At 31.8% G+C, this 25864-nt stretch carries 28 protein-coding genes; 5 read left to right on the forward strand and 23 right to left on the reverse strand.

Annotation, left to right across the window (positions count from 1 at the left end):
- Positions 1-48: 48 nt before the first annotated feature.
- Positions 49-522, reverse strand: a complete 474-nt coding sequence (locus tag K354_RS14705) for a methyltransferase family protein (RefSeq protein WP_024955082.1) — start codon at positions 520-522, stop codon at positions 49-51.
- Between the two features lie 175 nt (positions 523-697).
- Between K354_RS14705 and K354_RS0108525 the strand changes: the two genes are divergently transcribed.
- On the forward strand, positions 698-2926 hold the full coding sequence (locus K354_RS0108525) for a bifunctional diguanylate cyclase/phosphodiesterase (protein ID WP_245600594.1): 2229 nt from the start codon (positions 698-700) through the stop codon (positions 2924-2926).
- 2 nt (positions 2927-2928) lie between these two features.
- Here K354_RS0108525 and K354_RS0108530 read toward each other — a convergent pair whose 3' ends face one another.
- Positions 2929-3978: a helix-turn-helix transcriptional regulator gene (locus K354_RS0108530; RefSeq protein WP_024955084.1), complete on the reverse strand. Its 1050-nt coding sequence runs from the start codon at positions 3976-3978 to the stop codon at positions 2929-2931.
- A 259-nt stretch (positions 3979-4237) separates the two neighbouring features.
- Between K354_RS0108530 and K354_RS14910 the strand changes: the two genes are divergently transcribed.
- The 3 genes from K354_RS14910 to K354_RS0108545 all read left to right on the forward strand — a co-directional run bounded on the left by K354_RS14910 (position 4238) and on the right by K354_RS0108545 (position 7747).
- Positions 4238-5890, forward strand: coding sequence for a 7TM diverse intracellular signaling domain-containing protein (locus K354_RS14910; protein ID WP_084607348.1), 1653 nt, complete (start codon positions 4238-4240; stop codon positions 5888-5890).
- On the forward strand, positions 5887-6570 hold the full coding sequence (locus K354_RS0108540; protein WP_024955086.1) for a response regulator transcription factor: 684 nt from the start codon (positions 5887-5889) through the stop codon (positions 6568-6570). Before K354_RS14910 ends, K354_RS0108540 begins: the two co-directional genes overlap by 4 nt.
- Positions 6571-6682: 112 nt before the next feature.
- Positions 6683-7747 (forward strand): hypothetical protein, encoded by a 1065-nt coding sequence (locus K354_RS0108545; protein ID WP_024955087.1) that lies wholly within the window; start codon positions 6683-6685, stop codon positions 7745-7747.
- Between the two features lie 59 nt (positions 7748-7806).
- On the opposite strand, the gene K354_RS0108550 is transcribed toward K354_RS0108545, so the two are convergent.
- The 6 genes from K354_RS0108550 to K354_RS0108575 all read right to left on the reverse strand — a co-directional run bounded on the left by K354_RS0108550 (position 7807) and on the right by K354_RS0108575 (position 13952).
- Positions 7807-8688 (reverse strand): DMT family transporter, encoded by an 882-nt coding sequence (locus K354_RS0108550; protein ID WP_024955088.1) that lies wholly within the window; start codon positions 8686-8688, stop codon positions 7807-7809.
- Between the two features lie 47 nt (positions 8689-8735).
- Positions 8736-9359 carry a Crp/Fnr family transcriptional regulator gene (locus tag K354_RS0108555; RefSeq protein WP_024955089.1) on the reverse strand — a complete coding sequence of 208 codons (624 nt, stop codon included), beginning with the start codon at positions 9357-9359 and terminating at the stop codon, positions 8736-8738.
- Positions 9360-9461: 102 nt separating this feature from the next.
- Positions 9462-10883: an ethanolamine permease gene (gene eat, locus K354_RS0108560; protein ID WP_024955090.1), complete on the reverse strand. Its 1422-nt coding sequence runs from the start codon at positions 10881-10883 to the stop codon at positions 9462-9464.
- Between the two features lie 12 nt (positions 10884-10895).
- On the reverse strand, positions 10896-11780 hold the full coding sequence (gene eutC / locus K354_RS0108565; RefSeq protein ID WP_024955091.1) for an ethanolamine ammonia-lyase subunit EutC: 885 nt from the start codon (positions 11778-11780) through the stop codon (positions 10896-10898).
- On the reverse strand, positions 11780-13183 hold the full coding sequence (locus tag K354_RS0108570) for an ethanolamine ammonia-lyase subunit EutB (RefSeq protein WP_024955092.1): 1404 nt from the start codon (positions 13181-13183) through the stop codon (positions 11780-11782). Before K354_RS0108570 ends, eutC begins: the two co-directional genes overlap by 1 nt.
- Positions 13184-13400: 217 nt before the next feature.
- Positions 13401-13952: a hypothetical protein gene (locus K354_RS0108575; protein ID WP_024955093.1), complete on the reverse strand. Its 552-nt coding sequence runs from the start codon at positions 13950-13952 to the stop codon at positions 13401-13403.
- Between the two features lie 189 nt (positions 13953-14141).
- Between K354_RS0108575 and K354_RS0108580 the strand changes: the two genes are divergently transcribed.
- A complete protein-coding gene (locus K354_RS0108580; protein ID WP_024955094.1) occupies positions 14142-14561 on the forward strand; it encodes a DoxX family protein in 420 nt (139 codons plus the stop codon).
- A 76-nt stretch (positions 14562-14637) separates the two neighbouring features.
- Here K354_RS0108580 and K354_RS0108585 read toward each other — a convergent pair whose 3' ends face one another.
- The 15 genes from K354_RS0108585 to K354_RS0108660 form a co-directional block, all read right to left on the reverse strand.
- The gene (locus K354_RS0108585) at positions 14638-16776 is read right to left on the reverse strand and encodes a methyl-accepting chemotaxis protein (RefSeq protein WP_024955095.1); all 2139 of its coding nucleotides are present in this window, start codon (positions 16774-16776) and stop codon (positions 14638-14640) included.
- 204 nt (positions 16777-16980) lie between these two features.
- A complete protein-coding gene (locus tag K354_RS0108590; protein WP_024955096.1) occupies positions 16981-17271 on the reverse strand; it encodes a YciI family protein in 291 nt (96 codons plus the stop codon).
- Positions 17272-17589: 318 nt separating this feature from the next.
- On the reverse strand, positions 17590-18075 hold the full coding sequence (locus tag K354_RS0108600) for a GNAT family N-acetyltransferase (RefSeq protein WP_037940533.1): 486 nt from the start codon (positions 18073-18075) through the stop codon (positions 17590-17592).
- Positions 18076-18231: 156 nt separating this feature from the next.
- The gene (locus tag K354_RS0108605; RefSeq protein ID WP_024955098.1) at positions 18232-18648 is read right to left on the reverse strand and encodes a gamma-glutamylcyclotransferase family protein; all 417 of its coding nucleotides are present in this window, start codon (positions 18646-18648) and stop codon (positions 18232-18234) included.
- A 65-nt stretch (positions 18649-18713) separates the two neighbouring features.
- Entirely contained in the window at positions 18714-19331 is a 618-nt protein-coding gene (locus K354_RS0108610) for a lysophospholipid acyltransferase family protein (protein ID WP_024955099.1), read from the reverse strand.
- 4 nt (positions 19332-19335) lie between these two features.
- Positions 19336-20268 (reverse strand): phosphatidate cytidylyltransferase, encoded by a 933-nt coding sequence (locus K354_RS0108615; protein WP_024955100.1) that lies wholly within the window; start codon positions 20266-20268, stop codon positions 19336-19338.
- On the reverse strand, positions 20261-20692 hold the full coding sequence (locus tag K354_RS0108620) for a CDP-alcohol phosphatidyltransferase family protein (protein WP_342665258.1): 432 nt from the start codon (positions 20690-20692) through the stop codon (positions 20261-20263). Before K354_RS0108620 ends, K354_RS0108615 begins: the two co-directional genes overlap by 8 nt.
- A gap of 211 nt (positions 20693-20903) precedes the next feature.
- Positions 20904-21278 carry a hypothetical protein gene (locus K354_RS0108625; RefSeq protein WP_037940556.1) on the reverse strand — a complete coding sequence of 125 codons (375 nt, stop codon included), beginning with the start codon at positions 21276-21278 and terminating at the stop codon, positions 20904-20906.
- Positions 21279-21403: 125 nt separating this feature from the next.
- A complete protein-coding gene (locus K354_RS15005) occupies positions 21404-21643 on the reverse strand; it encodes a hypothetical protein (protein ID WP_156928222.1) in 240 nt (79 codons plus the stop codon).
- An 18-nt stretch (positions 21644-21661) separates the two neighbouring features.
- Positions 21662-22183 (reverse strand): DUF6653 family protein, encoded by a 522-nt coding sequence (locus K354_RS0108635; RefSeq protein WP_024955103.1) that lies wholly within the window; start codon positions 22181-22183, stop codon positions 21662-21664.
- 91 nt (positions 22184-22274) lie between these two features.
- The gene (locus K354_RS0108640; RefSeq protein ID WP_024955104.1) at positions 22275-23066 is read right to left on the reverse strand and encodes an EFR1 family ferrodoxin; all 792 of its coding nucleotides are present in this window, start codon (positions 23064-23066) and stop codon (positions 22275-22277) included.
- A gap of 78 nt (positions 23067-23144) precedes the next feature.
- Complete coding sequence (locus K354_RS0108645; RefSeq protein WP_024955105.1) at positions 23145-23558, reverse strand: gamma-glutamylcyclotransferase family protein; 414 nt, start codon at positions 23556-23558, stop codon at positions 23145-23147.
- 94 nt (positions 23559-23652) lie between these two features.
- Positions 23653-24306: a hypothetical protein gene (locus tag K354_RS0108650; protein WP_024955106.1), complete on the reverse strand. Its 654-nt coding sequence runs from the start codon at positions 24304-24306 to the stop codon at positions 23653-23655.
- A gap of 92 nt (positions 24307-24398) precedes the next feature.
- Positions 24399-24788, reverse strand: coding sequence for a hypothetical protein (locus tag K354_RS0108655; RefSeq protein WP_024955107.1), 390 nt, complete (start codon positions 24786-24788; stop codon positions 24399-24401).
- 85 nt (positions 24789-24873) lie between these two features.
- Complete coding sequence (locus K354_RS0108660; RefSeq protein ID WP_024955108.1) at positions 24874-25674, reverse strand: hypothetical protein; 801 nt, start codon at positions 25672-25674, stop codon at positions 24874-24876.
- Positions 25675-25864 lie beyond the last annotated feature (190 nt).

Here is a 25864-nt window from a genome sequence, read left to right on the forward strand (position 1 = left end):
AGTTTTAGATACTAACAAACCTTTACATGTAAAGGGTAGTTTACTTAATTATAGCCAAGGTCTTACCTTTTTTTTGTATTCTAAGTAGACTTCTCCCATCTCTTCTTCCATTTTCTCTTCTTCATAGGGAATAAACATCCAATGAATAACGAGAAAAAATAAAATAGGGGATATAAATGAGATGAGATTTTCACTTAATAATGAAAAGCCTATTAAAACTAAAAGAAAACCTAAGTACATGGGATTTCTAGATATTTTATACAAACCATCAGCTACTACGGATGTAGATTTATTATAAAGTACAGTGGTGTCTTTTTTTTGAAATAAAAAATATGAAGCAACTATAAAATATATACCAATACACATAATGGGGATACTTGTAAAAATATAAAAAGGTGTTGGAAATAGTTTTATTTTATAATCAAAAAAATAGAGTATGATTGTTATAAATATGCACACAAAGAAATAGAATGGGGGAATTAAAAAAATTTTCTTTGTATATCTTGATATATCTTGTCTCATCACAAAATCCTAATTTATAAATGTCGTATTATATATTAAAAAATATAGGATTTTTATAAATTTTTTGTCTTTCATAATGGACTCAGTATTTGTAGGATAATAATAAAATATGATATGATGTTGCATACAGGATAATTGGAGAGTAGTTTTGGCGGTATTTCGAAAAAATATATGGTTGATTTTTTACATACTTTTTGCAGGTGCATTTATTTTTTTATGTATAGCTTCATATTTTAAATGGCATAGTGTTCATAAAGAGTATTCTGCTAGCCAAACCAACCTTGTCAAACTTGTTTCTAATGCAACACATGCGCTTTTTCTTTCGCAAGAGATGACACTCAATATTTTAGGCCATCAGATTTTAAAAGACAATGATTCACATGTCATGGATAGGTTACTTGTATTAAACCCTTCTATTATTGCATTTGGTTTTGTAGATACTGATGGAAATTATCAAACTGTAAGTTCTAATTTTAATAAAGTAAAACTCCCAAATCTAAGAGAGTTAGAAGCAAGTAAAGATTCCTTTGAGTACACAATGACACAAAAAAAGATGGTTCTTGGAAGAAGTTATTTTGTTGCTGCAAGTGGGCGTTGGGGTATTCCTATTCGCAAAAGTATTTATGATAAAGACGGTACATTAGCAGGTGTCATGACAGCAGGTCTTGCTATTGAGGGAGCTTTTAAAATATTTACTGAAAATCTTTCAATTGGGGATTATAACAAAGTGATGTTGATTCGTGATCGTGACCAGTATCTTCAGTACGAATCTTCTAGTCATGAAACTCCAAAAGAACTTTATCAAACTCCTTTACCTCATAACTTTATGGATAATATTTTGACAACTATTAGCCAAAAATATGGCATACCATTTAATGAGATAAAACAAAAACCTATTATTTATGAATTAAATGTAGCAAATGAAGTTGGTAAACTCGTAAAAGCTACACTCAAATACAATCCTCGTTATGAGCTTTGGATACTCTCAGAGGTAGACCATGACAAAATTATAAGTGATTTTAAGGGAATATTTTTTGGGTATATATTTGTTTTTATTTTTATCCATATTATTTTGTTTTTTCTATTTAGAATGATTGCTAAGGCAGAAGAAAAAAGAAGAAAGGACTTAGTTTTTCAAGCAACGCATGATGTATTGACAAACTTACCTAATAGAAATTATTTACAACAAAATATTCAAGATTGGATTTATACAGGAGCCCCTCCTTTTAGTCTTTGTTATCTTGATATGGATCATTTTAAAAATGTTAATGATAGTTTTGGTCATGAGTTTGGAGATATACTCCTTGTAGAATTAACAAAGCGTATAACTAGTTTAGTCGATCGCAATAGTATTGTGATTCGACAAGGGGGTGATGAGTTTATTATCCTAAGTAACCATACTGATAATAAAAAATTACTTTCTTATGCACAAATTATGTTAGATGAAATCTCGAAACCTTATCATATTAAGGAGTTTGATTTTGTGATTGGAGTGAGTATAGGCATAGCAAAATATCCTGAAAATGGAAATACTTTAGATATGCTTTTACGAGCAGCTGATATTGCCATGTATGAAGCTAAAAAACATAGAAACAGTGTTCGTCTTTTTGCTGATACTATGCAAGCAGGTTATTTAAACCGTATGAGTGTTGAACATGAATTACGTAAAGCACTTGATAAAAATGAGTTTCATATGGTTTATCAACCACAAATTGACAACAATGGAAATATTTATGGTGTAGAAGCTCTTGTAAGGTGGAAAAATGAAAAACTAGGAATTATTCCTCCTGATATTTTTATCCCTATAGCAGAAGCATCAGGCTTTATGCCACAACTTGGATATTTTATTATGAATAGAACTTTAAGTGAGATGAGAACTTTGCAACTAGAACTTGGAATTTCGTTTCAAATCTCTTTAAATATCTCAATTAAGCAGTTTATCGAAGTTAATTTTTTAGAAAGATTGATACAAGAAACAGATCATTTAGATTTATCACATATTTCTTTATGTTTAGAAATTACAGAGAGTCTTTTTATTGAAGATATTGAGTATATTTTACCTCTTTTAGAAAAAATTAGAGCAATGGGATTTTCTATCTCTATGGATGATTTTGGTACAGGATACTCTTCTTTAAGTATGCTCAAAAAATTGCCTATTGATGAATTAAAGATAGATAAAAGCTTTATTGATACAATCTTACACGATATCAATTCAGAGAAAATGGTACAAAATATCATTACGATTGGTAAAAATCTAGATTTGGCTATTTTAGCTGAAGGTGTTGAAACAAAAGAGCAAGAAAAGCTATTAAAAGAGTTCGGGTGTGATTGTTTTCAAGGGTATCTTTATGCTAAACCTTTAGAGTATGATGTGTTAAAAGATTTTTTTAGAGTCAAAAATTAGGCTTACTCTTGATTCCTCAAATACGAAGGTGTAACTCCGTGCCATTTTTTAAAGGCTCTAAAAAAAGAGCTATATTCACTATAATTTAGAAAAAAAGCGATATCTTCGACATTGAGATTTTTATTTTTAAGCATCAGTAAAGAAAGCTCTTTTTTAACTGATTCAAAGAGAATTTTAAATGTTGTTCCCTCTTTTTGAAGATTTCGTTTTAAAGTCGTAGTGGAGATATCAAGTGATAAAGCGATGGTAGAAAGATTTATATTTCCAAGATAAATGTGTTCTTGTATAGCTTTTGCAACTTCACTAGAAAAAGGAGTGTTACTCTTTTTGTGAAATTCTAGTTTGTTTGCATCTTCAATGATTAGTTTGTATATGTTTGAGCAAAACTGTTTGTTAGCTTTGTAAAATATACTTTTTTCTAAAACAGCATAATTTCTAGATGCGTTAAAATTCAAAATAGTATTAGGACAAACCTCTTTGTATCTCTTTACATGTAAAGGTTTACCGTAGGAAAAAGAGGCTCTTAAAACAGGAAGTTCATCTGTTTGTAAATACTTTAAAGACCAAAAATAGCAGATAAATACATAACACTCAATGACACTTTTAGGGACAAGCAAGTTTGGGAAAGCATCAAAATAAAAAACCGAATGCTCCCCTTCTTCCACATAATCAAATGTGATACTGCCAATTATAAGAGAGAGATAACGACGCATCATCTCTACAGATTCACTAAGTGTTTGTGTTTGCATAAAAAGCTGCCCAATGATACCGGCTTTTTCTGGGGTAAAAAGCTCTGCAATACGCATGCCAATATCTGAGTGAGGATAGAGGGTTTCGATAGCTTGCCAAAGTTTTAAAACTTTGATTATTGAGACACGCTCTTCAAATCCCTTTACCATTAAAGGTGTTTCACCCATGTGTGCGGTAATCTCTTTTTGAGTAATTCCTAAAGGTCCAAGTGATTCAATAAGAAAGTTATAAAGTGTTGAGGATACACCAAAAACAGAAAAAAGTTTTTTTATCTTCTTTGGTCCAAAACTATGTGATGTCATAAAAATCCTCTTATTTTAGTAAAAAAAACAAAATTGGTCTCAAATGTCATGTACAATTTTAAAATTTCATTATATAATCTATAATATATATTTATCATAAAATAAAAGATAGTTTTAGTTTCTCTATACTATAAAGAGCCAATTGTAAGAAATGCTTAGTTAAGGACAAAACATCAAAATTTTACATCTCATAATCCTACTTTCTATACAGCTTTTTGGGGTTGAACTCACCCAATCTGGTAAGTACAATACTTTTAGTATGAAAAACCTCAATACCAATACAGTCATTTCAAATGATTTCTCTTATGGATACACCAACGAGAAGTATAGCTTTGAGATAGAAGCGCAGAATACTACGAATGAACCCATAGAATACTATCTGCAATTTGCTGCTACATCCATGGAGCGAGTTGATTTTAGCTTTGACAACAGAATATTTAAAAGTGGATTGGAAGTAGATGTAAAAGACAGACAAATCAAAAATATATTTCCAACTGTTCGGGTTAAGTTTGCCCCTCATGAGAAAAAGAGCATAAAGATAGATTTACAAACGCGTTTACCGATGCATGGGAAGTTTACTTTTTTTGATACGGAGAGTTATTATGCCCAAGGTAGCAAGATGCAGTCGATGTATATGGTCTATTATGGTGCTGTTGGAGTGATGTTTCTTTATAATCTTTTCCTTTTTCTCTCCTTGCGGGATAAAAACTATTTTTATTATGTGATGTATGTGTTTAGTATGTTTATGACCGTACTTACATTTAGTGGAGATATCAGCCTTATACTTCCTTATGCAGTGTACTACCTCTCCTATATCTTTTTCATAAGCTTTTTCGCCTTTCTTTCACTCTTTGCTTATAATATACTGCGCATAAAAGAGATATACCCCAAATCAAAGATTTTGATTTATCTCAATAATGTTATTTTACTCCTGTTTGCCATAAATGTACTGACCGATATGAGTGCATTTAAGTACTACAACAACTACCTTCTTTTTGAATCCTTAGGATTACTGGTTTTGGGTGGTATTGCTATATATAAAAATGTCCAAGGGGCAAAACTCTATTTTGCCGCTTTTAGTATTTTTATCTTATCTTATGTGATTACAGGAGCTGTTGCTGCAGGGCTTTTGCCGTATACTTTTTTTACAAAACATATTTTTCTTTTGGGCTCCATCATAGAAATCACACTTTTTTCTATTCTTTTAGCGAGTAAAATTAACAGTTTACAAGAGGAGAACTTAGCACTCCAAGTTGATGAGTCAAATCGTCTATCGCGTATGGTCAACGAAAAGACAAAAACCTTGTCAGACATGGTCAAAGAGCGAGAGGTATTACTCAAAGAGATACATCATAGGGTTAAAAACAACCTCCAAGTCATCCATGGATTGCTTGGTATTCAGTCCATGAAAAGCAACAATACTCAAGCCCAAGGCATGTTACAAAATATCATGGGGCGTATACGCTCTATCGCTTTTGTGCATGAACACCTCTACTCAAAAGATTCTGTTGAAAATATTGATGCCAAAGAGTATCTTGAGCAACTTATACAAAGTATTGGCGAAGGGGTATTGGACGATATTGATCTTCAAAGCCAGATAGAATCCTTTACAATCGATTTAGATGCGGCGTCCAATATAGGTATTATAATCTCCGAAGTGATTTTTAACTCTCTCAAACATGCTTTTAAAGATGAGCAAAAAGACAAAACCATCCTGGTCTCTATGTCAAAAGATGAGAAAAAAATAGTATTGGTTGTCAAAGACAACGGTATTGGATTTGATGGAGAGACAAAAGAGACAGACTCTTTGGGTATAAAAATCATCCACTCAATCATCTCAAAAGACAAAAAAAGCCATTACATGTATGAGAAAGATAAGGGCACTAAATTTACCTTGGAGTATGTATTATGAGCTATAAAGTAGGCATCGTCGAAGATGAGTTTATCACCGCAGAGTATCTTAATGACTTGCTTGTAAAAAATGGACATGAGGTAGTATGTAGGTGTGATACTGCCCAAGAAGCGTTGGCACAACTTTTTCATGAAGAGAGTATTTCTAGTATAGATATCCTTTGCTTGGATATTAAACTAAAAGGGGAGATTGATGGTATTGCTATTGCACAAGAGATACGCAAAAAGAAACTACCTATACAAATCATCTATATCACAGCGTACAATGATAACAACACTATAAAAGAGGTGAGTGCAACTATGCCATGTTATTATCTGGTTAAACCTTTTAACGAACAAGACCTTCTCATAGCCCTCTCATTTGCCACAACTACAATCAAAAATGATAAAAACACTTATTTGATTGATGGCTTTTTATACAGCAAAAAAGACAAAATGCTCCATAAAAATGAAAAAGAAGTCAAACTCACCAATATGGAGATTATAGTTTTGGAGTATCTTATAGATAACAAAGAGCGGGTTGTGGCATACGAAGAGATTTTTAACTGTATACCCTCAACGTATCCTACTCTAGATATTTTAAGAACAACCATAAAAGCTATTAGAAAAAAAAGTTCTAAAAATCTCATCCAAAACCTATCGGGTCAGGGATATAAAGTGAATACAAACGATGTATTTTAAAAGCAATATGAGTCGTAGTTTTGAAAGAAAAATGAAGAATAATTTCATAATCTTCATTTTTTCTTCATTTTTTTTAAATATACTAAAATTTATATAACACAAAGGGCAAAATATGGAAAGAGAAGTGATGCATAGAGTACAAGGTGAAGAGCCAAGAAAGTTTACAACAAATAGAGTTGCAATAACATGCAAAATGTTATTTTCTATGTTTTTTTTAAGTTCTTTGGTAATGCCTCAATGTGCAAATGCAAAGGATAATGAAGGGTATGATTTTTATGTAAAACCATCTGCTTCATATTACTCTATAAAGTTGCCTGATTATGCTCCTATGGCTTTACGACTTACGGGTGCTATTGGTTCAGGCTTTCTACACTATCTTCCAACAATTGGTAACAAAGATAACTCTATTCTTTCCGAATTTACTATTGGAATAGAAGAAAAAAAGAAAAAAATTTTTTATGAAATCAAAGGATTCGATCATTCATCTTCTTCAAATGGGAATAATATATTTGATTACTCTACTGACTATCGTGTTGGATATTTTCCTATAGATGGGAGTACAAGTTCTATAGGATTAGGTTTAGGAGATGATTTTGTTGTGAGCACTTCAAGAGATTTTGAACATAAGGGGCTAGAACTTATAAGTGGGATACCTTATGAAGTAAATAAAAATACAACCTTTTATACTCTAATCGGATATTCTCATATAAGTATAGATCAAAGTTTTACAACCCATGCATATGAACTGCAAACTCCAAGCAATACAATGGATCTGGATGAAAGTATTAAAGGAACTTATCATGGTGCGACAATCGGATTCAAACTTGAATCTTTACAAAAATCATATTCGACTTATTTTACTGGAACTTATAGCCGTTATCGGGCATCTTTGAAATATACGGGTAAGCAAAAAGATACTATAGTAGTTCCAATGGACATAGATCGTGAACTAAGTAAAAGTAAATGGGTAAAACAAGTGAAGCTAGAAGCAGGTATTTCTAAAAAGATTTCAAAAAAATGGACTTTAGATTTAACTGCAGGTTTGTCATTTTTAGATGTCCCCCAAATTACAGCAAGTACAAAATCATCTGCTTTTAACGAAGGGGAACCAAACTCTATAGGTTTTGACAAATCTCGCTCTGTGAAATTTGGTGTAGGTGTTACCTATAGGTTTTAGTTATGAAGATTATGGCAATAGCAATGAAAACAGTAGGGATTTACTCTAGGCTGGGTGTATTAATCTTTTAGTAAAAGCAAAACTGTAGCTATTGTGGATATAAAAATGCCTATCAAAGCTTTTATATCAATCATTTGTCCTTCTAAAAGGTACAACAGCAAAGCAATAGCTGCAGGATTTAGATACACATACGCCATAACTTTTTTTGGTCCTATGTTTATAGAGGCTTGTTGGTAAAGATAGACGCTAAAAAGCGTTGCTCCTACTATGAGGTAAAGCATGTGAAAGAGTAAATTACCAGTGATTTTGTACCACTCTAAAGCTATATCCATAAAAACAACAGCTAAAAACATCCAAATTATGCCACTGAGTAAAGTTGTAAAAACTAAAACTATGAGTTCATCATCTTTTTTATGAAAAAGTTTTGTACTGATTGCGTAGAGAGTCATAGAAAAAATCGCAAAAAGAAAGATAGTATCACCTTGGTTTAACTTAAAATTATAAAAAAGCTCTAAATCCCCTTTAAACACAACAATACATGTTCCTACAATCCCTATAAGATAAATACCAAATTGCATGAAATTGATTTTTTGTTTTAAAAAAAAGATGGCGAAAATAGCAGTAAGTAAAGGTACGAGTGTATAGAGTGTTCCTGTGTTGAGTGCTGTTGTACTCTCTAAAGCTTTAAAGAGTCCTATAAAATATGCAGAGTAAAACAGTCCAATTATCATACCTCTTGGAAGAGTTGCGAGTACTTTTGTACGATACTTTTTTTGTATCAATATAAAGGGTGCTAAAATCAGTGAAGCAAATACAAATCGACATAGTGTAAGAGAGATAGGGTCAATGACTCCAGAGAGTTTTTGTGAGGCTATAAAAGAGCCTGCAATGAGTAAAGTAGCCAATAGAACTAAAAGATGTGAGTTTAATCTGTTTTGCATAAAATATCCTTTTGAAGAATATTAGTAGATTTAAAATATATTATCATTTACATATGTTGATTTTGTTTTAACTTTTTTCTTATGCGACTAAGTTGTGTGGGTGTTATGCCCAAATGATCTGCTATATGATGGAGTGGGATTCTAGTTTCTATAGTTGGATTTTTTTCTAAAAAATTTTGATACCGTTGCAGGGCATCATCTAAAATGAGGGAAATTTCGTTTTTCTCTTTGAGTATTATCCAGTTTTGTTCTAGATAATTTATATAAAATGTTTTAAACTCTTCATTTGTATCTATTAGTTTTCTAAACCCCTCATACTCAATAAAAACAAGAGTACTCTCTTCTAAAGCATCAATACACAAATAAGAATTTTCTTTTGTGAGAAGTGAAACTTTTGAGGCAGAAAAATAGTTTTCACTAAAAATGTTTTTAGTATAAATCGTGCCATTTTCATTTAAGTAGTAAGTGCGTAAAATACCTTTGGATATAAAATAGAGATATTTTGCAGGTGAGTAAATATCTTGTAATATCTCGCCTTTTTTAACATTTTGTATGGTTAGAAACTCTTTTAGTTGGGTAAAACTACTATCACTTATAGTTGAGTACTGTTGTAGAGCAAGTCTTAGTTGGTGATAAATACTTTTATCTGTTTGTAGTGATTTGGTACTCAATTATCTTCCTTTTAAAAGATGCTTACATGTAGTGTACTATACCAAATTAAATATTAGATGAAGGAGTACTACAGACTTTTAAAATCTGTAGTACTTAGAGTTTTAGTTTTCGCTTAACTCGTGAGTTAAATCTGCTTCAGCAGCTTCAAGCATAGCAAACTCTTCTTCAGCTGTTTTAGCAACTAAATGGTTTTTACTATATAAGAAGAAATACAGAGCACCAATCACATATAAAACAATAGTATAGTTAAATGCTCTTGGATCAAACGCATAAACACCAGTCAATGCAACCAAAGACAATACTAAAGCAATTCCTGAAGTAAAGATTCCACCAGGAGTTTTGTATGGACGAGGCATATCTGGATTTTTGATTCTTAGTAAGATGTGACTTATAGCCATAAGTGCGTAAGAGATAGTAGCACCAACAACAGCCATACCTAACATAAGGTCACCTTCACCACTTAAAGATGCAAGAAATCCTAATACACCTGGAACAATTAAAGCCCAAGTTGGAGTTTTCTTTGAACTTGTCAATGATAAAAATCTTGGTAAATAACCCGCTCTTGAAAGAGCAAATACTAAACGACTATAACCATAGATAATAGAGAAAAATGAAGCAATAAGACCAGCTAGTCCTAAAACATTAACTGCAGTTGCTAAAGTTGTATTGCCATGGATATTTAAAGCATCTACTAAAGGAACAGCACTCTTACCTATCGCATCAGCTCCTGCAACACCTGCAAGTAAAAACACAACTAATACTGCTGAGAAAAGTAAGAAAAACATTGCTGCGATGATACCTTTTGGAACATCTTTCGCAGGATCTTTTGCTTCTTCAGCTGCTAAAGGAACACCTTCAACTGCTAAAAACAACCACATACCAAAAGGTAATGCAGCCCAAACACCATGCCAACCAAATGGTAAAAACTCTGTTGCGCCTACAACATCAGCAGATGCTGCGATATCAAATAGCTTTGTTGAGTCAAAATCACCAATCAATGCAACAGCAGTCGCGATGATAGCAAATACAGCTAATCCACTAATAACCATCATAGTTTTTAACGCTTCACCAGCACCAAAAAGATGTATAGCAATAAACACACCATAAAAAAGAGCATAAATAATCGGGCCATTGATGCCAAGTAAAGCTTCTACAGCAGAGCCTATAAAAATAACAATTGCAGCAGGAGCAATGGCGTATTCTATAAGAATAGCAAGTCCAGTTAAATAACCACCAGCAGGTCCCATAACTTGTCTAGCAAAGCTATATCCACCACCAGCAGCTGGTATTGCCGCTGACATTTCAGCAAGTGCTAAAACTAAACAAAAATACATAACTGCCATCAATGACGCTGCAATTGCAAATCCACCCCAACCAGCTTCTGCTATACCAAAGTTCCATCCAGCAAAATCACCTGAAATAACGTACGAAATACCTAAACCAGCGAGAAGTATCCACCCAGCTGTTCCTCTTTTTAACTGTCTTTTTGCAAGATAATCTTGATCTAATTGATTTTCTTTCACTCTTTTTATCCTTTAATTTAGAAGAAAATTTTCTTCACTTTGAATTTGTTCTATTTCATCACTTGTTGTTCTATCTTTTAAATTTACTCCCGAAAGTTGTAATCTTCGAGATTCTTTTAGTAGATAAAACGTTTTTTTTACAGCCTCGTCATAAGATAATCCATCTAATCTTACATTTGAGATACAATTTCTATTTGCATCAGGAAGGCCAACCTTAGCGTCCCAGGTAAGATATAACCCAAGACTATCAGGAGAACTTAGTCCCGGTCTTTCGCCTACTAGAACTAAAGTAGCTTTTGCTTTTAAAAGCGAACCAACTTCATCACCAACAGCAACTCTTCCTTGTTCTACTATAGTAAATGGAGCTAGAGACCATGTTGCACTATCTTTGGAGAGTGTTTGTGCTAACTTGTCTATAAAATTAACAGCATTTTCTTTAATTGCTAAAGATGATAAACCATCTACTATGACAATCGCTAAGTCATACTCTGGAGTTTGTATATTTTTGAGTAAATTAGCCGATTCTTCGTTTAACCTACGACCTAAATCAGGACGTTGTAAGTACATAAATCTATCTACTGCTTGAGAGTGTAGTAAGATTGTTTCATGACCTTTTTTTTGAAGGTCAGATTTATGTACTGTTTTACTCGTTAGGTTTACACTAAAAGAAGTATTGTCGATTTGGTTACATACATACTCTATATCCAATGGCAAATGAACCGCATCTTGTGCTTGGGCATGAGCTAATTGAAAATCCAACAGATGTGAAGTAGGTAGACTGATTCCAGCTCTACCAAGTCCTATTCTTGCGTCTGTAAATTCTCTTAGCACTGACCAAGGATTTTCTACAACATTAGAAGTTGTTTTTTCTAAAGGGAGATTTTTTTTCTTTGGCATTATTTTAGTCCTATAACTTTTTCAAGTGATTTAGAAAAGCCTGAAGGGATGTTGTTGTTTAAGCTAAAAGTGTCAGTATTTGTAAATATCTCCATCTTTTTTAGCCAAGCGTCAAACTCAGGAGCAGGTTTGAGGTTTAGTACTTTTCTTGTATAAAGTGCATCATGAAAAGAAGTTGTTTGGTAGTTGAGCATAATGTCATCTGAACCAGGTATACCCATGATAAAATTACATCCTGCAACCCCAAGTAATGTTAGTAAGTTATCCATGTCATTTTGGTCAGCATTAGCATGGTTGGTATAACAGATATCACATCCCATAGGGATACCAAGTAACTTTCCACAAAAGTGGTCTTCAAGTCCTGCTCTTGTAATTTCTTTTCCATCAAAAAGATATTCAGGTCCAATAAAACCAACTACAGTATTTACCAAAAGTGGGTCAAACTTTTTAGCAACTGCATATGCTCTTGCTTCACATGTTTGTTGATCTACACCAAAACTTGCATTAGCTGATAAGGAGCTTCCTTGACCTGTTTCAAAGTACATAACATTGTTTCCTACCTTACCACGTTTGAGTGATAAAGCAGCATCTTGAGCTTCTTTGAGTACCTTTAAATCAACCCCAAATCCTGAATTTGTTGCTTCTGTCCCTCCGATTGATTGAAAAACTAAATCAACAGGAGCATTTTGTTCAATGGCTTCAATAGTATTTGTTACATGTGTAAGAACACAAGACTGTGTTGGGATTTCATATTTTGTGATGATTTGGTCCATGACATTTAAAAGTTTTATAGTTTGTTCAACATTGTCAGTTGCAGGATTAATCCCTATAACAGCGTCACCATTTCCATATAATAAACCATCTAAAATACTTGCAGTTATACCTCTTACATCATCTGTTGGGTGATTTGGTTGTAGTCTTGTTGAAAAGTGATTTTCTAATCCAATAGTATTATTAAAAGCTGTCACTACAGGGCATTTTTTAGCCACTAAAATTAAGTCTTGATTTCTCATGATTTTACTTACAGCCGCTGCCATTTCAGGAGTTATACCTGCTCTTGCTTGTTTGATTAGCTCAACAGTTGTAGTATCATTTAAAAGCCAGTTTCTAAAATCTCCTACAGTAAGATGAGATATAAGCTCAAATGCTTTTGCATCATGCTCATCCATAATCAATCGTGTAATTTCATCATCTTCATAGGCGATAAGTGCTTGAGTTAAAAATGTTTTTAGTGGAACTTCTGCTAATCTCATTTGTGCAATAACTCTCTCTTGAGATGATGATGCAGCAACACCAGCTAAAATATCTCCCGATCTTTTTGGAGTAGCTTTTGCCATTAAATCAGCTAAGTTTTTAAAAGTGTAAGTTTTTTGTCCAAAGACATAACTATACGAAGATGACATAATTTAATCCTAATCCTTAATTTAAAGTAAAAATTATATCTTAATAAAATAAGCAAATTAACTTTAAAATGTATAAAAAATAGGCAGTTATATAATTAATTATTCAATTAAATGATGTATGTTTTCTATACATGTAGTAATATTCAGTGATAAGAAAGTTAAATTTTAAGGGGTTTAAGTATATTAAACCCCTTAAGTAGCAGTGTTTTTAAATAAGTTATAGTTTAAAACTAGGTTGCGTAAGGCTGACGCCTCTATCTTCTACAGTTTTAGCAAGAGCTTTGTTGTATGCAGCTAAACGTTCTAATGTCTTTTGCTTTTTGAGTTTTTTAGTCTCTCTTTTGACCACACTCATCAAACTACTAGGAGATTTCATACCTGAGTCATAATAGTTTTTAATAGCATTACCAACTGAAAAATAGTAAATAGATACTTCTGTTAAAAGTTTAGGTTCTAGCTCAAATGTAGACTCAGAATATTTTGCAGCTTGAAATACATAATCGTTAAGTTTAATACCTGCAAGATGTTCTTTATATACATATCTCTCTTTTTTTACTCGCTCAATGTATTTGTCCATGTTTTTGACATTAAAGTCTAATTCTTGGTACATTGATTCTGCAACATAGTATGTTCCTCTGTCTGCTTTAACTAAATCAAGTTTTAAAGCAGTATCAAAACCAACAATAGCAGCATAATATACACCCACAATAGTAGCAGCAATAGTAAAGAAGTGACCAACCCAGTAAGCAGGGGAGCGTAATTCATTCATTTTAATAGTCCTTTTGTTATTTTTTATATGACAAATGAGATTTTAACACTCTGTGCTTAATTTAAACTTTGTGGTTTTTTAGAAACTTGATTTTATATACAATTTGTATTAAATATTGATATTATAATTAATAATGATTTTCAAAGTAAAAATAGAGTAATATAACAAAAAATTATATAGGAGCTTTTTATGCGATCATTAGAAAATTTTTTAGGGAGTCTTTTAAGTGCAGATATAGGCAAGCTTATATTAAGACTTATGTTAGGTATTTTAATGCTATTTCATGGATATAAAAAATATGAAAGTGGTATTGCTGGGATAAAAGGACTTGTAGTTCGTGGAGGCTTTCCAGAGTTTTTTGCTTATGGGGTTTACATAGGTGAAATTGTAGTGCCTATTTTAATCATAGTAGGTCTTTATACAAGAATTAGTAGTGCTATATATGCGTTTACTTTAGGATTTGCTATTTATTTAGTTTATTTTTCTAAATTATTTGCACTAAATGCAAAAACAGGTGGACTTATTATCGAAACGCCACTTCTTTTTATGTTAGGGGCTATTGTTTTAATGTTTATAGGTGCTGGAAAATTTAGTATCGATAGAAAATAGATATTGTATTTTTTGATTTTTCTCCTGCTTTAGTTAAAAAGCAGGAGAGTAAAAGGCTTTTTTTTGAAGCTTTTTATTAAGTTCTAAATTTATTTAGAATACCGTTAAGTTTTTCAGTGAGTGAGTTTAGATGTTCGCTTGCACCTGCAATTTCTTCAATACTTCTAGTGTTTTGTGTTGAAATAGTATTGATTTCTTCTATTTTAGTAGCGATTACTTCAATCGTTGAACCAGTGTTAATATAGTCTGTAACTGTCTTATCATTAAGCTTTGTTGCTGTATTCATGATATCAACAGTTGTATTGATTTTTTCACCAACATCTTCTGCAATCAAGGCTAACTCTTGCACTTCTTTAGAGTTTTCATTCATTTGTTCACTACTATCTGTAATAGCTTGAACAATAACATTGATTGTCGCATTGATCTCGATCAAACTTTTTTGGGTACGTTCTGCCAAGTTACGAACTTCATCTGCAACAACTGCAAAGCCACGTCCATGTTCACCTGCACGCGCGGCTTCAATGGCAGCATTGAGTGCTAGAAGATTGGTTTGATCAGCAATATCGCTGATAACTGTTAGAACATCTTTGACCTGATCAGCATCACTGCTAAGTTGTTGGATCTTAGTAGCAAGTTCCATCTCTGTTTGTGCACTATTTTGAACTCGTTCACTTAACTGTTGGACAAATCCACGAGCAGTTTTAAGTTCTTCATTGGCCTTAATGACTTCTTCTTTGCTCTCTTTAGCTTTTGTGACTGAAGTAGCAATCTCTTCTTTGATGTTATTTGACATCATGGTTGTATCATTGATAATAGCTGTAGACTCTTCTACACGTTTTCCAACTTCTAGAGTTGTTGTTGAGAGTTCATGAGAAATAGAAGCATTTTCAGCGCTTGTGTCTTTTGCGAGAATGATAGTTGAATGTACTTTCTCTATAAAGTTGTTAATCTCTTGAGATGCTTTACCTATCTCATCATCGTTTTTAATTTCTAGCATTTTGGTAAGGTCTCCATCACCTGATGCTAAGTTGTTTGCTGCTTCTTGAAGGTTGAACAATGGTTTAGCAATAAGACGTGTAATGAGAAAATAGATTGCTATAATAGCTAAAAGTGCAACAATGAGGCCTGCTACAACTGTTCCAAAGATCATTGTGTCAATATTGGAATTAATTTTTTTACTCTGTTTTTCAACATGTGTTTCAATCTTATCAAGGTAAATTCCAGAGATAAGTGTCCAATCCCACGCTTTAAAGTATTTTCCATAGGTTATTTTTTCAGCATTTTTTTTCGTGACAGGATGCTCTGTTAGGTAAGGTACAAAAACCCCTTCTTTAGGATTTTTCATAGCGCCTTCAACTAACTCTTTTTTAAAAAGTCTTCCCTTTGTGTCAACCGCAGTAAGTGGACTAGCTGAACCTCGTCGTGAAGGAGCAACACCATGAAAAGCATGGACATAATTGCCTTTGTTATCTCGTGTTAAACCATAAAAATATCCAGAGTTATCATCTGTAAAACGAAGTTTTTCTAAAATTTTAACTGCTTGATCTTGATAATGTTTTTTTATATTTGAAGCATAATCACCCGTGCCAAGAATGATACCTAGGGGCTCATAGTAGAAGTTATAGGAAAATTTAAGTTCATTTTTTTTCGTTATTGGGTGTGGGAAAATGAACTTTGTAGTTCCTGTGCCATTTTTTACAGCTTTTATGATGTCTTGGATAATAAAATTACCTTTTTTATCTTGAAAGTTAATAAGGTTTTTACCCACAAGTGATTTTTTGATAGGATGTGCAACATTGACACCGTTCATATCATAAGCATAAAAGTACCCAATACCTTTATTGTATCGATAGCCATTAATAAGACTAAAAAGCAACATTTTGAGTTCTTCTTGAGAGAGGGTATCTTTATTTACCGAGTAGACGTCATCTAAGATTTTTTTAAATTTTAAAGCATCATTTTTAACTTGTTGGGCAATATTTTTTTCTGAAGCAGAAGCTTCATATAAGACACTAATGGCTTTTTCTGCCATTATAGTATAGGATTTGAGTTCATTTTTACTCATATCTACAATGAGTTGCTTCTCATCTTTGATTTGTGTTTGCCCTAGCTGATTTGTTTTATAAATAACTACAATCAATGAGGTGCCCGCCACAAAGAAAATAGAAATTAGAAAAATAATCAAAGCCTTGATTTTAATACTTAACGAAGACATAGTATTCCTTTACATGTTAGATAACTTAATATTAGCTAATATTATCATAAATTAGTTTTTATCTTCTTATAAAGTAAATTAATAAAATCAGTTATAAAGAAATAGTGAATGAAAAACATGAAAGAATGAAAATGCTATAGATGATAAAATAAAATACCATTTTAAATGTTTAAAATTGAATAATATAAACCATTTATTGCTTTGTTATACTTCCTTTAAATTCGAGAATTCATCACTTGTCATACTTGGTATAAATTCTTGAATTTCATATTTTGCTAGATTATTGATTTTAAATGGGTCTTCATTTAAAACCTCTTCTAGTTTTTCTATATTATCCAATTTTGACAATATGATTCCACCTGTTCTTGGTATTTTTCTTCCTGATGCGATAAAATTACCTTTTTCATATTGGTCTTTTAAATATTCTACATGTTCAGATAATATTTTATCTACCTCTTTTAAGTCACCTATATAAGTTAATGACACTATAAACATCTTTATCCCTTCTGTTTACTTTTGTTAGGAGCGACTTTTCAGATGTGCTCCTTCTGAACTAAGCAACTTGTGAGATTTTCAATATAACTCACTGGCTTTACTAAAAAACATTTTTACCTATTTTTCGTAGTGTTATAATCACAAAATAATCATGGATGATAGCACTGATTGCATTAAAAAAAAATATATCATGTGTCGTTTCTATGTATTTGTACTTTTTTTAATTAGCTAATAATACAATCTGTTTCTTCTGCATATTTAAATGCTTCCATACATTCTTTATCAGTTAAAGAATCATGATGATTCCCTCCAAATTTATTAATTAACACGTTTTCCAATAATAGACAAACTATATTCTTTTCCATCCATCTCGGCAACATTTGGAAGTTTGCCCCAGTTTTCAAATCCAAAGGATTTGAAAAGTTTAATACTTGCTAGATTATGTGAAAAGATAAAGCAAACTATATTTTTTATGGATAGTGATGTGGTTAATTCAAGAGACTCCGCTAAGAGTAAACGACCTAAGCCTTTTCCTCTGTAGACAGGGGAGATATAAATACTTATTTCAGCAGTATTGTCATAAGCAGGTCGACCATAGAATGATTGAAAGCTAACCCAACCAACAATTTTATCATTATCTTCATGAACTAATAAAGGTCTTTTTTCAGGATTATGTTCTCTAAACCATTCTAGTTTTGATTCAACAGACACTTCTTTTGTATCTGCTGTTGATTGTCTTGTTGCTATAGTTGAGTTATATATGGTAACTATATCTTCTAAATCTTTTTCTGTAGCATTTCTCATAAGTATCTTTTAAATTATAATTATTTAACGAATATTATATCAAAATAAGTTTTTACAGTTAACTGTCGAATAATAAAAAATGTCTTGTGCTATTTGCTTTGAGATTCCAGTGTTTTTGGTGGCCTTTTATTAAATTGAGGAAGATCATCTTTTATTTCATACCACGGAGCCTTGGAATGGTAATTTATATTTTTCCATACAGTTTTTGAGTTTTTCATAATATTCATTATTAGTTTCATCTTCTGCTGGTGGATTCAATAGATTACAACACAATACTGGAATTGATGATTTATCATCAATTTTTGCTAGTAAAGATTCTGCAACATAATCAGTTAAACCTGATTTTGCATAAAGAATATCTACTTCATCATGGGTTAAAGAATAGACTAAGCCATATGCTTTAGCATCTATTTTTCTTAGCAATGTAGCCATTTTTCCGATTCGTAATTCATAATTATGAACTACTGCAACTCTTTTATTTCTTGGATTTACATTTTTACTTTTTAGTATCTCTTCATCCATATATAATCCATAAAAAAATACATCATTTAATCTTTGACTTGAATTGTCCATTTGAATCCTTTTTGTTATAACGTTTGACTTCACTGACAAGGTACTTTGTTCGGTGCTAGGGTTTGTTATGTAATTGCATGAGTAAAAAATTCATTTAATTCGGTATTTAGCTGTTTAGAGGTTTCAAATACTACAATAGGATCACCAATACTAACATTACAAACAAAGGGTACAAATAAAGCTTCACCTCTTGGTAATGAGGTTCCTAGTCCTTCCATATAAATAGGTGTAACAGATACATTTTCCAAATCTTTAACCATATAAAAAAGTCCTTTTTTTAATCGACTCATCTGCTCTGGTTTCCCACGACTTCCTTCAGGAAATAGTATTAATATATCTTTGTTGTTTAAAGCAGTATGACAGTTTGTAAACAACTCTTCTTTTGATGTAGATCCATCTCTATGCAAAGGTATAAGATCAAGGCAATATATTGAGAAGCACGCTAATATTTTATTTTTCATAAAATAATCAGCGGCACCAACAGGTCTTATCCTCTCTATTAATGACAAAGGATATAAACTCATAATAACCATAGTATCTAAATGGCTATTATGATTGGGTGCAATTACTGCACCACCTTTTGTGGGAAGTTTATCCCTATTTTTAATATTTAACCCTAGAATAATAAAAATGATAGGTTTCATAATAAGAGCAAAAAATAACAATTTTGTAATTTTCTTCATAGCTTTAATACCTTACATAATATAAAAAATGAAAAAACAAAGGAGCGGTATATAGTAAACTATCTAATCTATCTAAAATACCCCCATGTCCTGGGATAAATGTTCCTGTGTCTTTTATTTTAATATCTCTTTTAACACTTGAAATAACCACATCACCAAAAAAACCACTAATTCCAATAATAAACCCTGCAATAAAGCCATAAAAAGTATTCAAAGGAGTAAGAAAAGGTGCTAGAAAGCCAGAGATAATTGTAATGGTAACAAGACCACCAAGAAAGCCTTCCCAAGTTTTATTTGGACTTACTTTTGGAATAATCTTATGTTTACCAAACATTTTTCCAAAAACATATTGAGAAACATCATTAAACTGAGTCATAAAAAGTAAAAATAGCACAGGTCCAATAGCTCCAGCAAGCTCGTTTTGAACAGGTAATACTAACAAATAAGCAATATGACTAATACTAAAAACAGTGAGCATTACTGCCCAATGAATCAAACTTGAAGATCGAATAAAACCATCTGTTTGTCCAATTAAAACAAGTCTTATAGGGATTAATAAAAAAAGATATACAGGTATAAAAATAATGAACATGCCATACCATCCAATACTAACCCAATAATATTGTAAAGGAATTGATAAATACGCCCAAAAAACTGCTCTTCTATCAACATGCCTAATTGAAATAATTGATAGAAATTCCTTAAGTGCTAAAAATGATAAAAATGCAAAAAATATCACAGCAGTTTTGAAACTAATACTAAGTGAGAAAAAAACAATAGCAATCATCCACCACCATGATTGTATACGTAATTTTAATTCTGTAAAATCCTTTTGTTTATTGGCTCTTTTTTTGTAAATATAAATCAATGTAGATATGACTAATAAAATAATAATAGACAACATCGCATACTGAGCATTTTGTGCAATATTAAACATTGTTTTTATCCTCTAAAGTTCGATAAATAGTGTAAATTCTATTCAGGACAGTAATTAAAGACCCAATAGTAATAATTACTAATACAATGTACAGTAAATAGAATTGTTCAAAAAAGATAATTTCTATAGGTGTTAATAATAATCCAATAGTTAAAATAGCCATTCTGTGTTGTTTTGCCATAGGACCTTTAAAAATAGAACCAGCATGCATACTTGCACCTAAAACTCTAACATAAGCTGTCATTATTGCGAACAGTGCAGCTAAATACCCTAAGTCAATATGTGAAATAGCATAACCCAATGCAATAAATAAAATACTGTCAGATACTCTATCTGGAATATCATTGTAGAGTTCACCTGAGTTGGTATTTTTCCCACCCTCAATAGCTACCATTCCATCAAATAAATTACATAAAAGTCTCATTTGTATGAATATCGCAGATAAAATTGAGTATAACCATATATCAAAAGATGTGGCATCAGGTATAAATAAAATACATAGGGCAGATAGTATTGAAAAAAAGATACTTGCTATCGAAATCTGATTCGGTGTGATGTTCTTTTTACTCAAATAAGTTGCTATGTTTTTTGACCAGGTAGTACTTCTAACCTTTAAAGGTCTTCGTGATTGGGTATTAGACATTTTGTTCCTTTTTAGTAAGTTGTTTTGTCGTGTAAAGTGAAAATAAAAATGCAACAAATATAGTTGGTAAAACAGTATAAAAGACATCATAGGTATTAATTAATAAATGAATAAAAACAATCAAAATTGTTGTAATAGTAACTGTAAATATACTAGGTAATACGAAATAAATTCCATTTTTAGGTAAAAGATTATAAAAATATTGGATTAGAGAAATCATAAAAAGTGTCACTACAGCACTATATAGACCTTGTGTCATTGAAGAAATCAATACATGATCACTTTGTAAGTTAACAAAATATGTCCATATAGACCATATTACAAATGCCAATAAAGAAGAAATATATTTAAATTTATTTAATTTCAATGGTACATACTCCTTTTGCTTGCCCGTAGGGTAATTTATTGGCTCTACTGATTTGTTAGCATTTAATTTAATCATAACCATGTGCCCAAGGCTGCTAGAATTAAGCCAGCACCAATGGTCACAACCTATGGATTATTTAAGAAAGAAAGAATTAAGTTTGATGTTTCATGTTCAGGAGCTCCTGTAATATACTGAGAAGTTACATTTTTTCCTGCATACCCAATATTGATTATTGTTATTGAATCAGATTGTCTGTTTAATTCTTGAATCCTCTTAAAACTTTCTCCTTGCATAATAGAACGCTCGTCTTCAGGAACAGCCGACCGTAGGGAGGGAACAAGGGGTGTTAGCCCCTTGCTGTCCACTGCTACGATTGGTTATGTTTATTTGTTTTTCAACCAACTATCATATTGCTTATTAGTGATTCTCATATCTTCATAAAGCCATACCATCCGATCACAAAACCACATTTTACCAAACCAAGAAATAAGTCCACCTGAAATTGCAAGAAGAGAAATATGAAAAAAAGCGCCAATGATAGCTATTAGAAAACCAACACCTGCAACAATGGAAAGAAAGTTTGCCCATTTCTTGTGGTGATCAGGGATCGGATGTTCTGAACGATTTAACCACACTCTTTCCCCAAAGGTTACTTTTGAAGCCCAATTGTTAGTATTTTTTGGTGGGGAAAATAATCTAGGGTTCAGCCAAATCCAAAAAAATGAAATAGCTATCAGAATTAAGCTCCACCAACCGATAGACTTTATACTCCATGCCGAAAGAAGTATTACAGGAAGGCCTGTGATCACTCTCGTCCAAACACTTAGAGGACTAGCATGCCGCTCCCATGTCGCTTCATCCATAGACATCAGATTGGTAAATATGTTCTTACTTGTTTGTGCCATAATTTGCCTTTTCATTAAGTGTAGTGAAACATAACGTTTAAAATGAGCTAATAAATTGCCCGCAGGGTAATTTATTAGCTCCACTGATTTGTTATGTTGTAATTGTTACTTTATTATATCTTACTGTATTTTCTGTGATATCTCCAATTTGGATTGCCTCAACAGGGCAGTTATGTATACAATAAAAGCAGGTATCACAATTTAAGCCAAATTGAATATGTTGATCATAGAAAATGTTATTTCTAGGGCAATCTTTGACACACTTCATACATCCGATACATATATCTTTTTTTGAATAGAATTGGGGGATGAGTTTTTTATTTTGATCTGTCCACTTTTTTTCAAAGTTTTTTACTATTAAGTTGTCCAAGAAGGTGTACCATTTTTTATTTGGTATATTTGTATTACTATTGACAATATTGCTTGTGAATTTCTCTATTTTAACTTCTATATTACGACTGTAAATTGATTTGAAAAATTTTTCTAGCAAAGAACCTTTCTTTGCTAACAACAGTAACGCATCGGTTCCTGGCATATAAAACTCTATGTATCTACTAGGTATAAAGTTTTGTTTTATTGATAACTCCATTATCTTTTTTATAGCATTTCCGGAGTAAAGTCCTTTTGTGCAAAAAAAGAAAACTTTTCTACTTTTGCCATCAAGTGTTTTTAAAAATTCACCGACTAATTCAGGTGCATTTCTAAAATATATCGGAAAACCAATGCCAAGCACATCAAAGTCATCATCTACGGTGCTTTCTAAAAGGTTACTTTTGATTTTTGTACTCACGACATTATGTGTTTTCTTAAATGAGTTGGTTATCTTTTTTGCAACAAATTTTGTATTTCCTGCACCAGAGTAATAAAAAATCGATATTTTCAAAATTTTCTCCAAATAAACATAATGTTAAAATGAGAAATAAATTAGCCACAAGGTAATTTATTTCTCTCCAATGTTTTGTTATACTGTAGTTGGTACAGGTAAATCATAACTTTCCATACATAGTTTTAATTTTTTAAAATATTCAAGATTACTTTCGTCACTTGCTGGTGGATTTAATAAAATACAAGATAAAGTTGCAATTTTTGATCCATCTTCTAATTCAACTAATATTGATTCTGAAATATAATCAGTTAATCCTGATTTTTGATATAAAACATTAACTTCATCATGTGTTAATGAATATACTAATCCATAGGCTTGTGAATCTTTTTTTCTCAAGAGTGTTGCCATATTTCCAATTCTGAGTTGATAATCATTTGCAAAAGCAATTCTTCTATTTCTAGGTTCTACATTTTTAGCTTTTAGTATTTCTTCATCCATATATAATCCATAGAAGAACACATCATTTAGTCTTTGGTTTGAATTATCCATTATTTAAATCCTTTATTTGTATAACGTTTGAATACACCAATAAGTACCCGCTAGGGTATCTTATTGGTGTGCTATGTTTTGTTAAACTTTTTGTTTATTTGCCATTTGAAGAGTTAGTATCATTACTTGTTACATTCTGCTCTTGAGGTTGAGAAATTTCAGCTTTTGGCTGTTGGATTGTTTCAGGATTTAAGTTTGTAACACCATTAATACTTTTTGTTTCTATATTTTGAGGACTTAATCCTGCGATACCATTTATACTATCATTTATCATGACTGTTTTACTTTTATTTTGCTCTTGATTTCCCATTTTTTCTTCCTTTAATGTTATTTTGTTATAAGCTGATACAGTTCCAACTAATAGTGCAAAAACTGTCCCAGATATAAAAGCACGTATGGAAAGTTTATCATACTTTTCAAGGTTTGGATCACTTTCTGAAGAACCTCTTAAAGCATCTTCAAGATGCTTTGAGTTTAATTGATATATTACTAATGCACTCCAAATAGTTATAATAAATGCGACAATTGAAATGATAAATAAAACTATTTCATAGATAGATTGTACACCTACGGTTGTTAATACAGTAATTAACAAACCAATAGCCGCAGAGGATAGAGTTACAAGTGTTTTGTCTCTTTCCATTTTGGTTTGTATCCATGCTCCTAACAAAACAGAATAGTGAGCAATATTTTTTCCTTCTAGCTCTTTTAACAATCTTTTTTGTCTATCATCATCTGATTCTGGCAAATTTATCCTTTTGTATGTTTAACGTTTGAATTGAGAGTTGTACCCATAGTGTCAAATATTCCTCTCCAATGTGTTGTTATGATTTATAAATTTCATTTGTAGTCAACTTTATAGTTCCCTGTTGAATGAATTATGATAATTGCAGTTGACCAATTTTTTCCTTCTTCACTCATTTGTTGTTTTAACTTATTTGCTGCATTCATAGGTCCAAATTTATTTTTTACTTGAAATGGAATAAAATCACTATTCTCTAATCGTTTAAATGTATATTTAGTATCAATAACATTTCTGTTTTTTTCATTCTTTCCTATAGTAACTATCATTTTTGCTGTTATCCAAGGATGAGGGACACTTTCTAGAATAGACTGCAATATAAAATCAACTAAGTAATCATTCGGAATATATTCATTATTTTTATTTTCATTAGACATTAGTACTCCATTTAAAAGTAATAGAATTACAAGTATTGATAACTTTTTCATATGAATTCCTTATCATAACGTTTGAGTTGAGAAATAGTTTTGCCCGCAGGGTAAACTATTTCTCTCCAAGGTTTTGTTAGACTATCTAAAATAGTGTTTTTGTGAATTTTTCTACTCCATCAACAAGTTCTTCAACTTCTTCTTTAGTTGGTTCTCTTTCTTTATTATGGTCACAAAGATTACGGATGTCACCAAGCCTTTGTATTTGTCTCCAAGGTGGAACATCTAAAATACCTTCATTTTTTAGTAATTCATTGAAATCATTAATAGTAGGATTTTTTTTACGAGTTTTAACATTATGATTAACTGCAACTTGTGCAAGATGTTTTTCGAGAACAACACCAGAGATAGCACCGGCTCCACGAAGAAAGCCATGTTTTATTAATTCTCTAGCGGTTTCAAGCTCTGAATCAAATAGATCAGCTTGTACTAATTGTTTAATATCAAAAAGCGTACTTTCAAAGCGTAATGAAACAGCATTTAAAATTGCTTGTTGTTGTTTGAAATGAGGAATTGCAGCACTTTTGTCTACAACTATGTGACTTCCACCACGCGTAACATGTAGACCTTGAAGATAATCTTCTATTCTATAGTTTTCAAAGTCAATATCTTTTCGTGGTTTTGGTTTTTCATAATGACGAGTGAAATCATTTAATCTATCTGGAAGTAGTTGTTTTATTAAAACTTTCGCTTCTGAATACCAAGCTTGGTATTCGTCATTGACTTTTGGAAGTGATTTGATTATTTTTGCTATTTTCTCGTCTGTTTTTGCAGCTTCGTCACTATCATCTGAATAGCACTCATATTGCATAGCCATATGAAGTTTATTACCTTTGGCAATAAGTTTTTCCAAATCTTTTTTGTATTTGTCAAGATTATTATTCATTCAGTAAGCCTTTTATATATGTTGTCTAACGGCACGGCTGAGCACCAGTCAGTTGTTTTTCAGAAAAACCCGAAGGGTTTTCTGGAAAAGAACTTGGTGTGTGTTCCTGTCATTTGTTGTGCGTAGCGAAGTGAGCACGACAGATGGCAGAGATGGGCACGTTCAGTGCTCAGCCGCGCCGTTGTACGTT

Origin of the sequence: Sulfurospirillum arcachonense DSM 9755 (assembly GCF_000597725.1) — a bacterium.
Lineage (GTDB): Bacteria > Campylobacterota > Campylobacteria > Campylobacterales > Sulfurospirillaceae > Sulfurospirillum_A > Sulfurospirillum_A arcachonense.

Coding starts and splice junctions, on each gene's coding strand:
- K354_RS0108615 (WP_024955100.1), bottom strand. CDS start 20,268: ATGTTTAATATTGCACAAAATGCTCAGTATGCGATGTTGTCTATTATT.
- K354_RS0108545 (WP_024955087.1), top strand. CDS start 6,683: ATGGAAAGAGAAGTGATGCATAGAGTACAAGGTGAAGAGCCAAGAAAG.
- K354_RS0108580 (WP_024955094.1), top strand. CDS start 14,142: ATGCGATCATTAGAAAATTTTTTAGGGAGTCTTTTAAGTGCAGATATA.
- K354_RS0108570 (WP_024955092.1), bottom strand. CDS start 13,183: ATGTCATCTTCGTATAGTTATGTCTTTGGACAAAAAACTTACACTTTT.
- K354_RS0108590 (WP_024955096.1), bottom strand. CDS start 17,271: ATGTTTATAGTGTCATTAACTTATATAGGTGACTTAAAAGAGGTAGAT.
- eutC (WP_024955091.1), bottom strand. CDS start 11,780: ATGCCAAAGAAAAAAAATCTCCCTTTAGAAAAAACAACTTCTAATGTT.
- K354_RS0108660 (WP_024955108.1), bottom strand. CDS start 25,674: ATGAATAATAATCTTGACAAATACAAAAAAGATTTGGAAAAACTTATT.
- K354_RS0108620 (WP_342665258.1), bottom strand. CDS start 20,692: ATGAGACTTTTATGTAATTTATTTGATGGAATGGTAGCTATTGAGGGT.
- K354_RS0108635 (WP_024955103.1), bottom strand. CDS start 22,183: ATGGCACAAACAAGTAAGAACATATTTACCAATCTGATGTCTATGGAT.
- K354_RS0108605 (WP_024955098.1), bottom strand. CDS start 18,648: ATGGACAATTCAAGTCAAAGATTAAATGATGTATTTTTTTATGGATTA.
- K354_RS0108585 (WP_024955095.1), bottom strand. CDS start 16,776: ATGTCTTCGTTAAGTATTAAAATCAAGGCTTTGATTATTTTTCTAATT.
- K354_RS0108600 (WP_037940533.1), bottom strand. CDS start 18,075: ATGAGAAATGCTACAGAAAAAGATTTAGAAGATATAGTTACCATATAT.
- K354_RS14705 (WP_024955082.1), bottom strand. CDS start 522: ATGAGACAAGATATATCAAGATATACAAAGAAAATTTTTTTAATTCCC.
- K354_RS0108530 (WP_024955084.1), bottom strand. CDS start 3,978: ATGACATCACATAGTTTTGGACCAAAGAAGATAAAAAAACTTTTTTCT.
- K354_RS0108655 (WP_024955107.1), bottom strand. CDS start 24,788: ATGAAAAAGTTATCAATACTTGTAATTCTATTACTTTTAAATGGAGTA.
- K354_RS0108610 (WP_024955099.1), bottom strand. CDS start 19,331: ATGAAGAAAATTACAAAATTGTTATTTTTTGCTCTTATTATGAAACCT.
- K354_RS14910 (WP_084607348.1), top strand. CDS start 4,238: ATGAAAAACCTCAATACCAATACAGTCATTTCAAATGATTTCTCTTAT.
- K354_RS0108645 (WP_024955105.1), bottom strand. CDS start 23,558: ATGGATAATTCAAACCAAAGACTAAATGATGTGTTCTTCTATGGATTA.
- K354_RS0108540 (WP_024955086.1), top strand. CDS start 5,887: ATGAGCTATAAAGTAGGCATCGTCGAAGATGAGTTTATCACCGCAGAG.
- K354_RS0108550 (WP_024955088.1), bottom strand. CDS start 8,688: ATGCAAAACAGATTAAACTCACATCTTTTAGTTCTATTGGCTACTTTA.
- K354_RS0108575 (WP_024955093.1), bottom strand. CDS start 13,952: ATGAATGAATTACGCTCCCCTGCTTACTGGGTTGGTCACTTCTTTACT.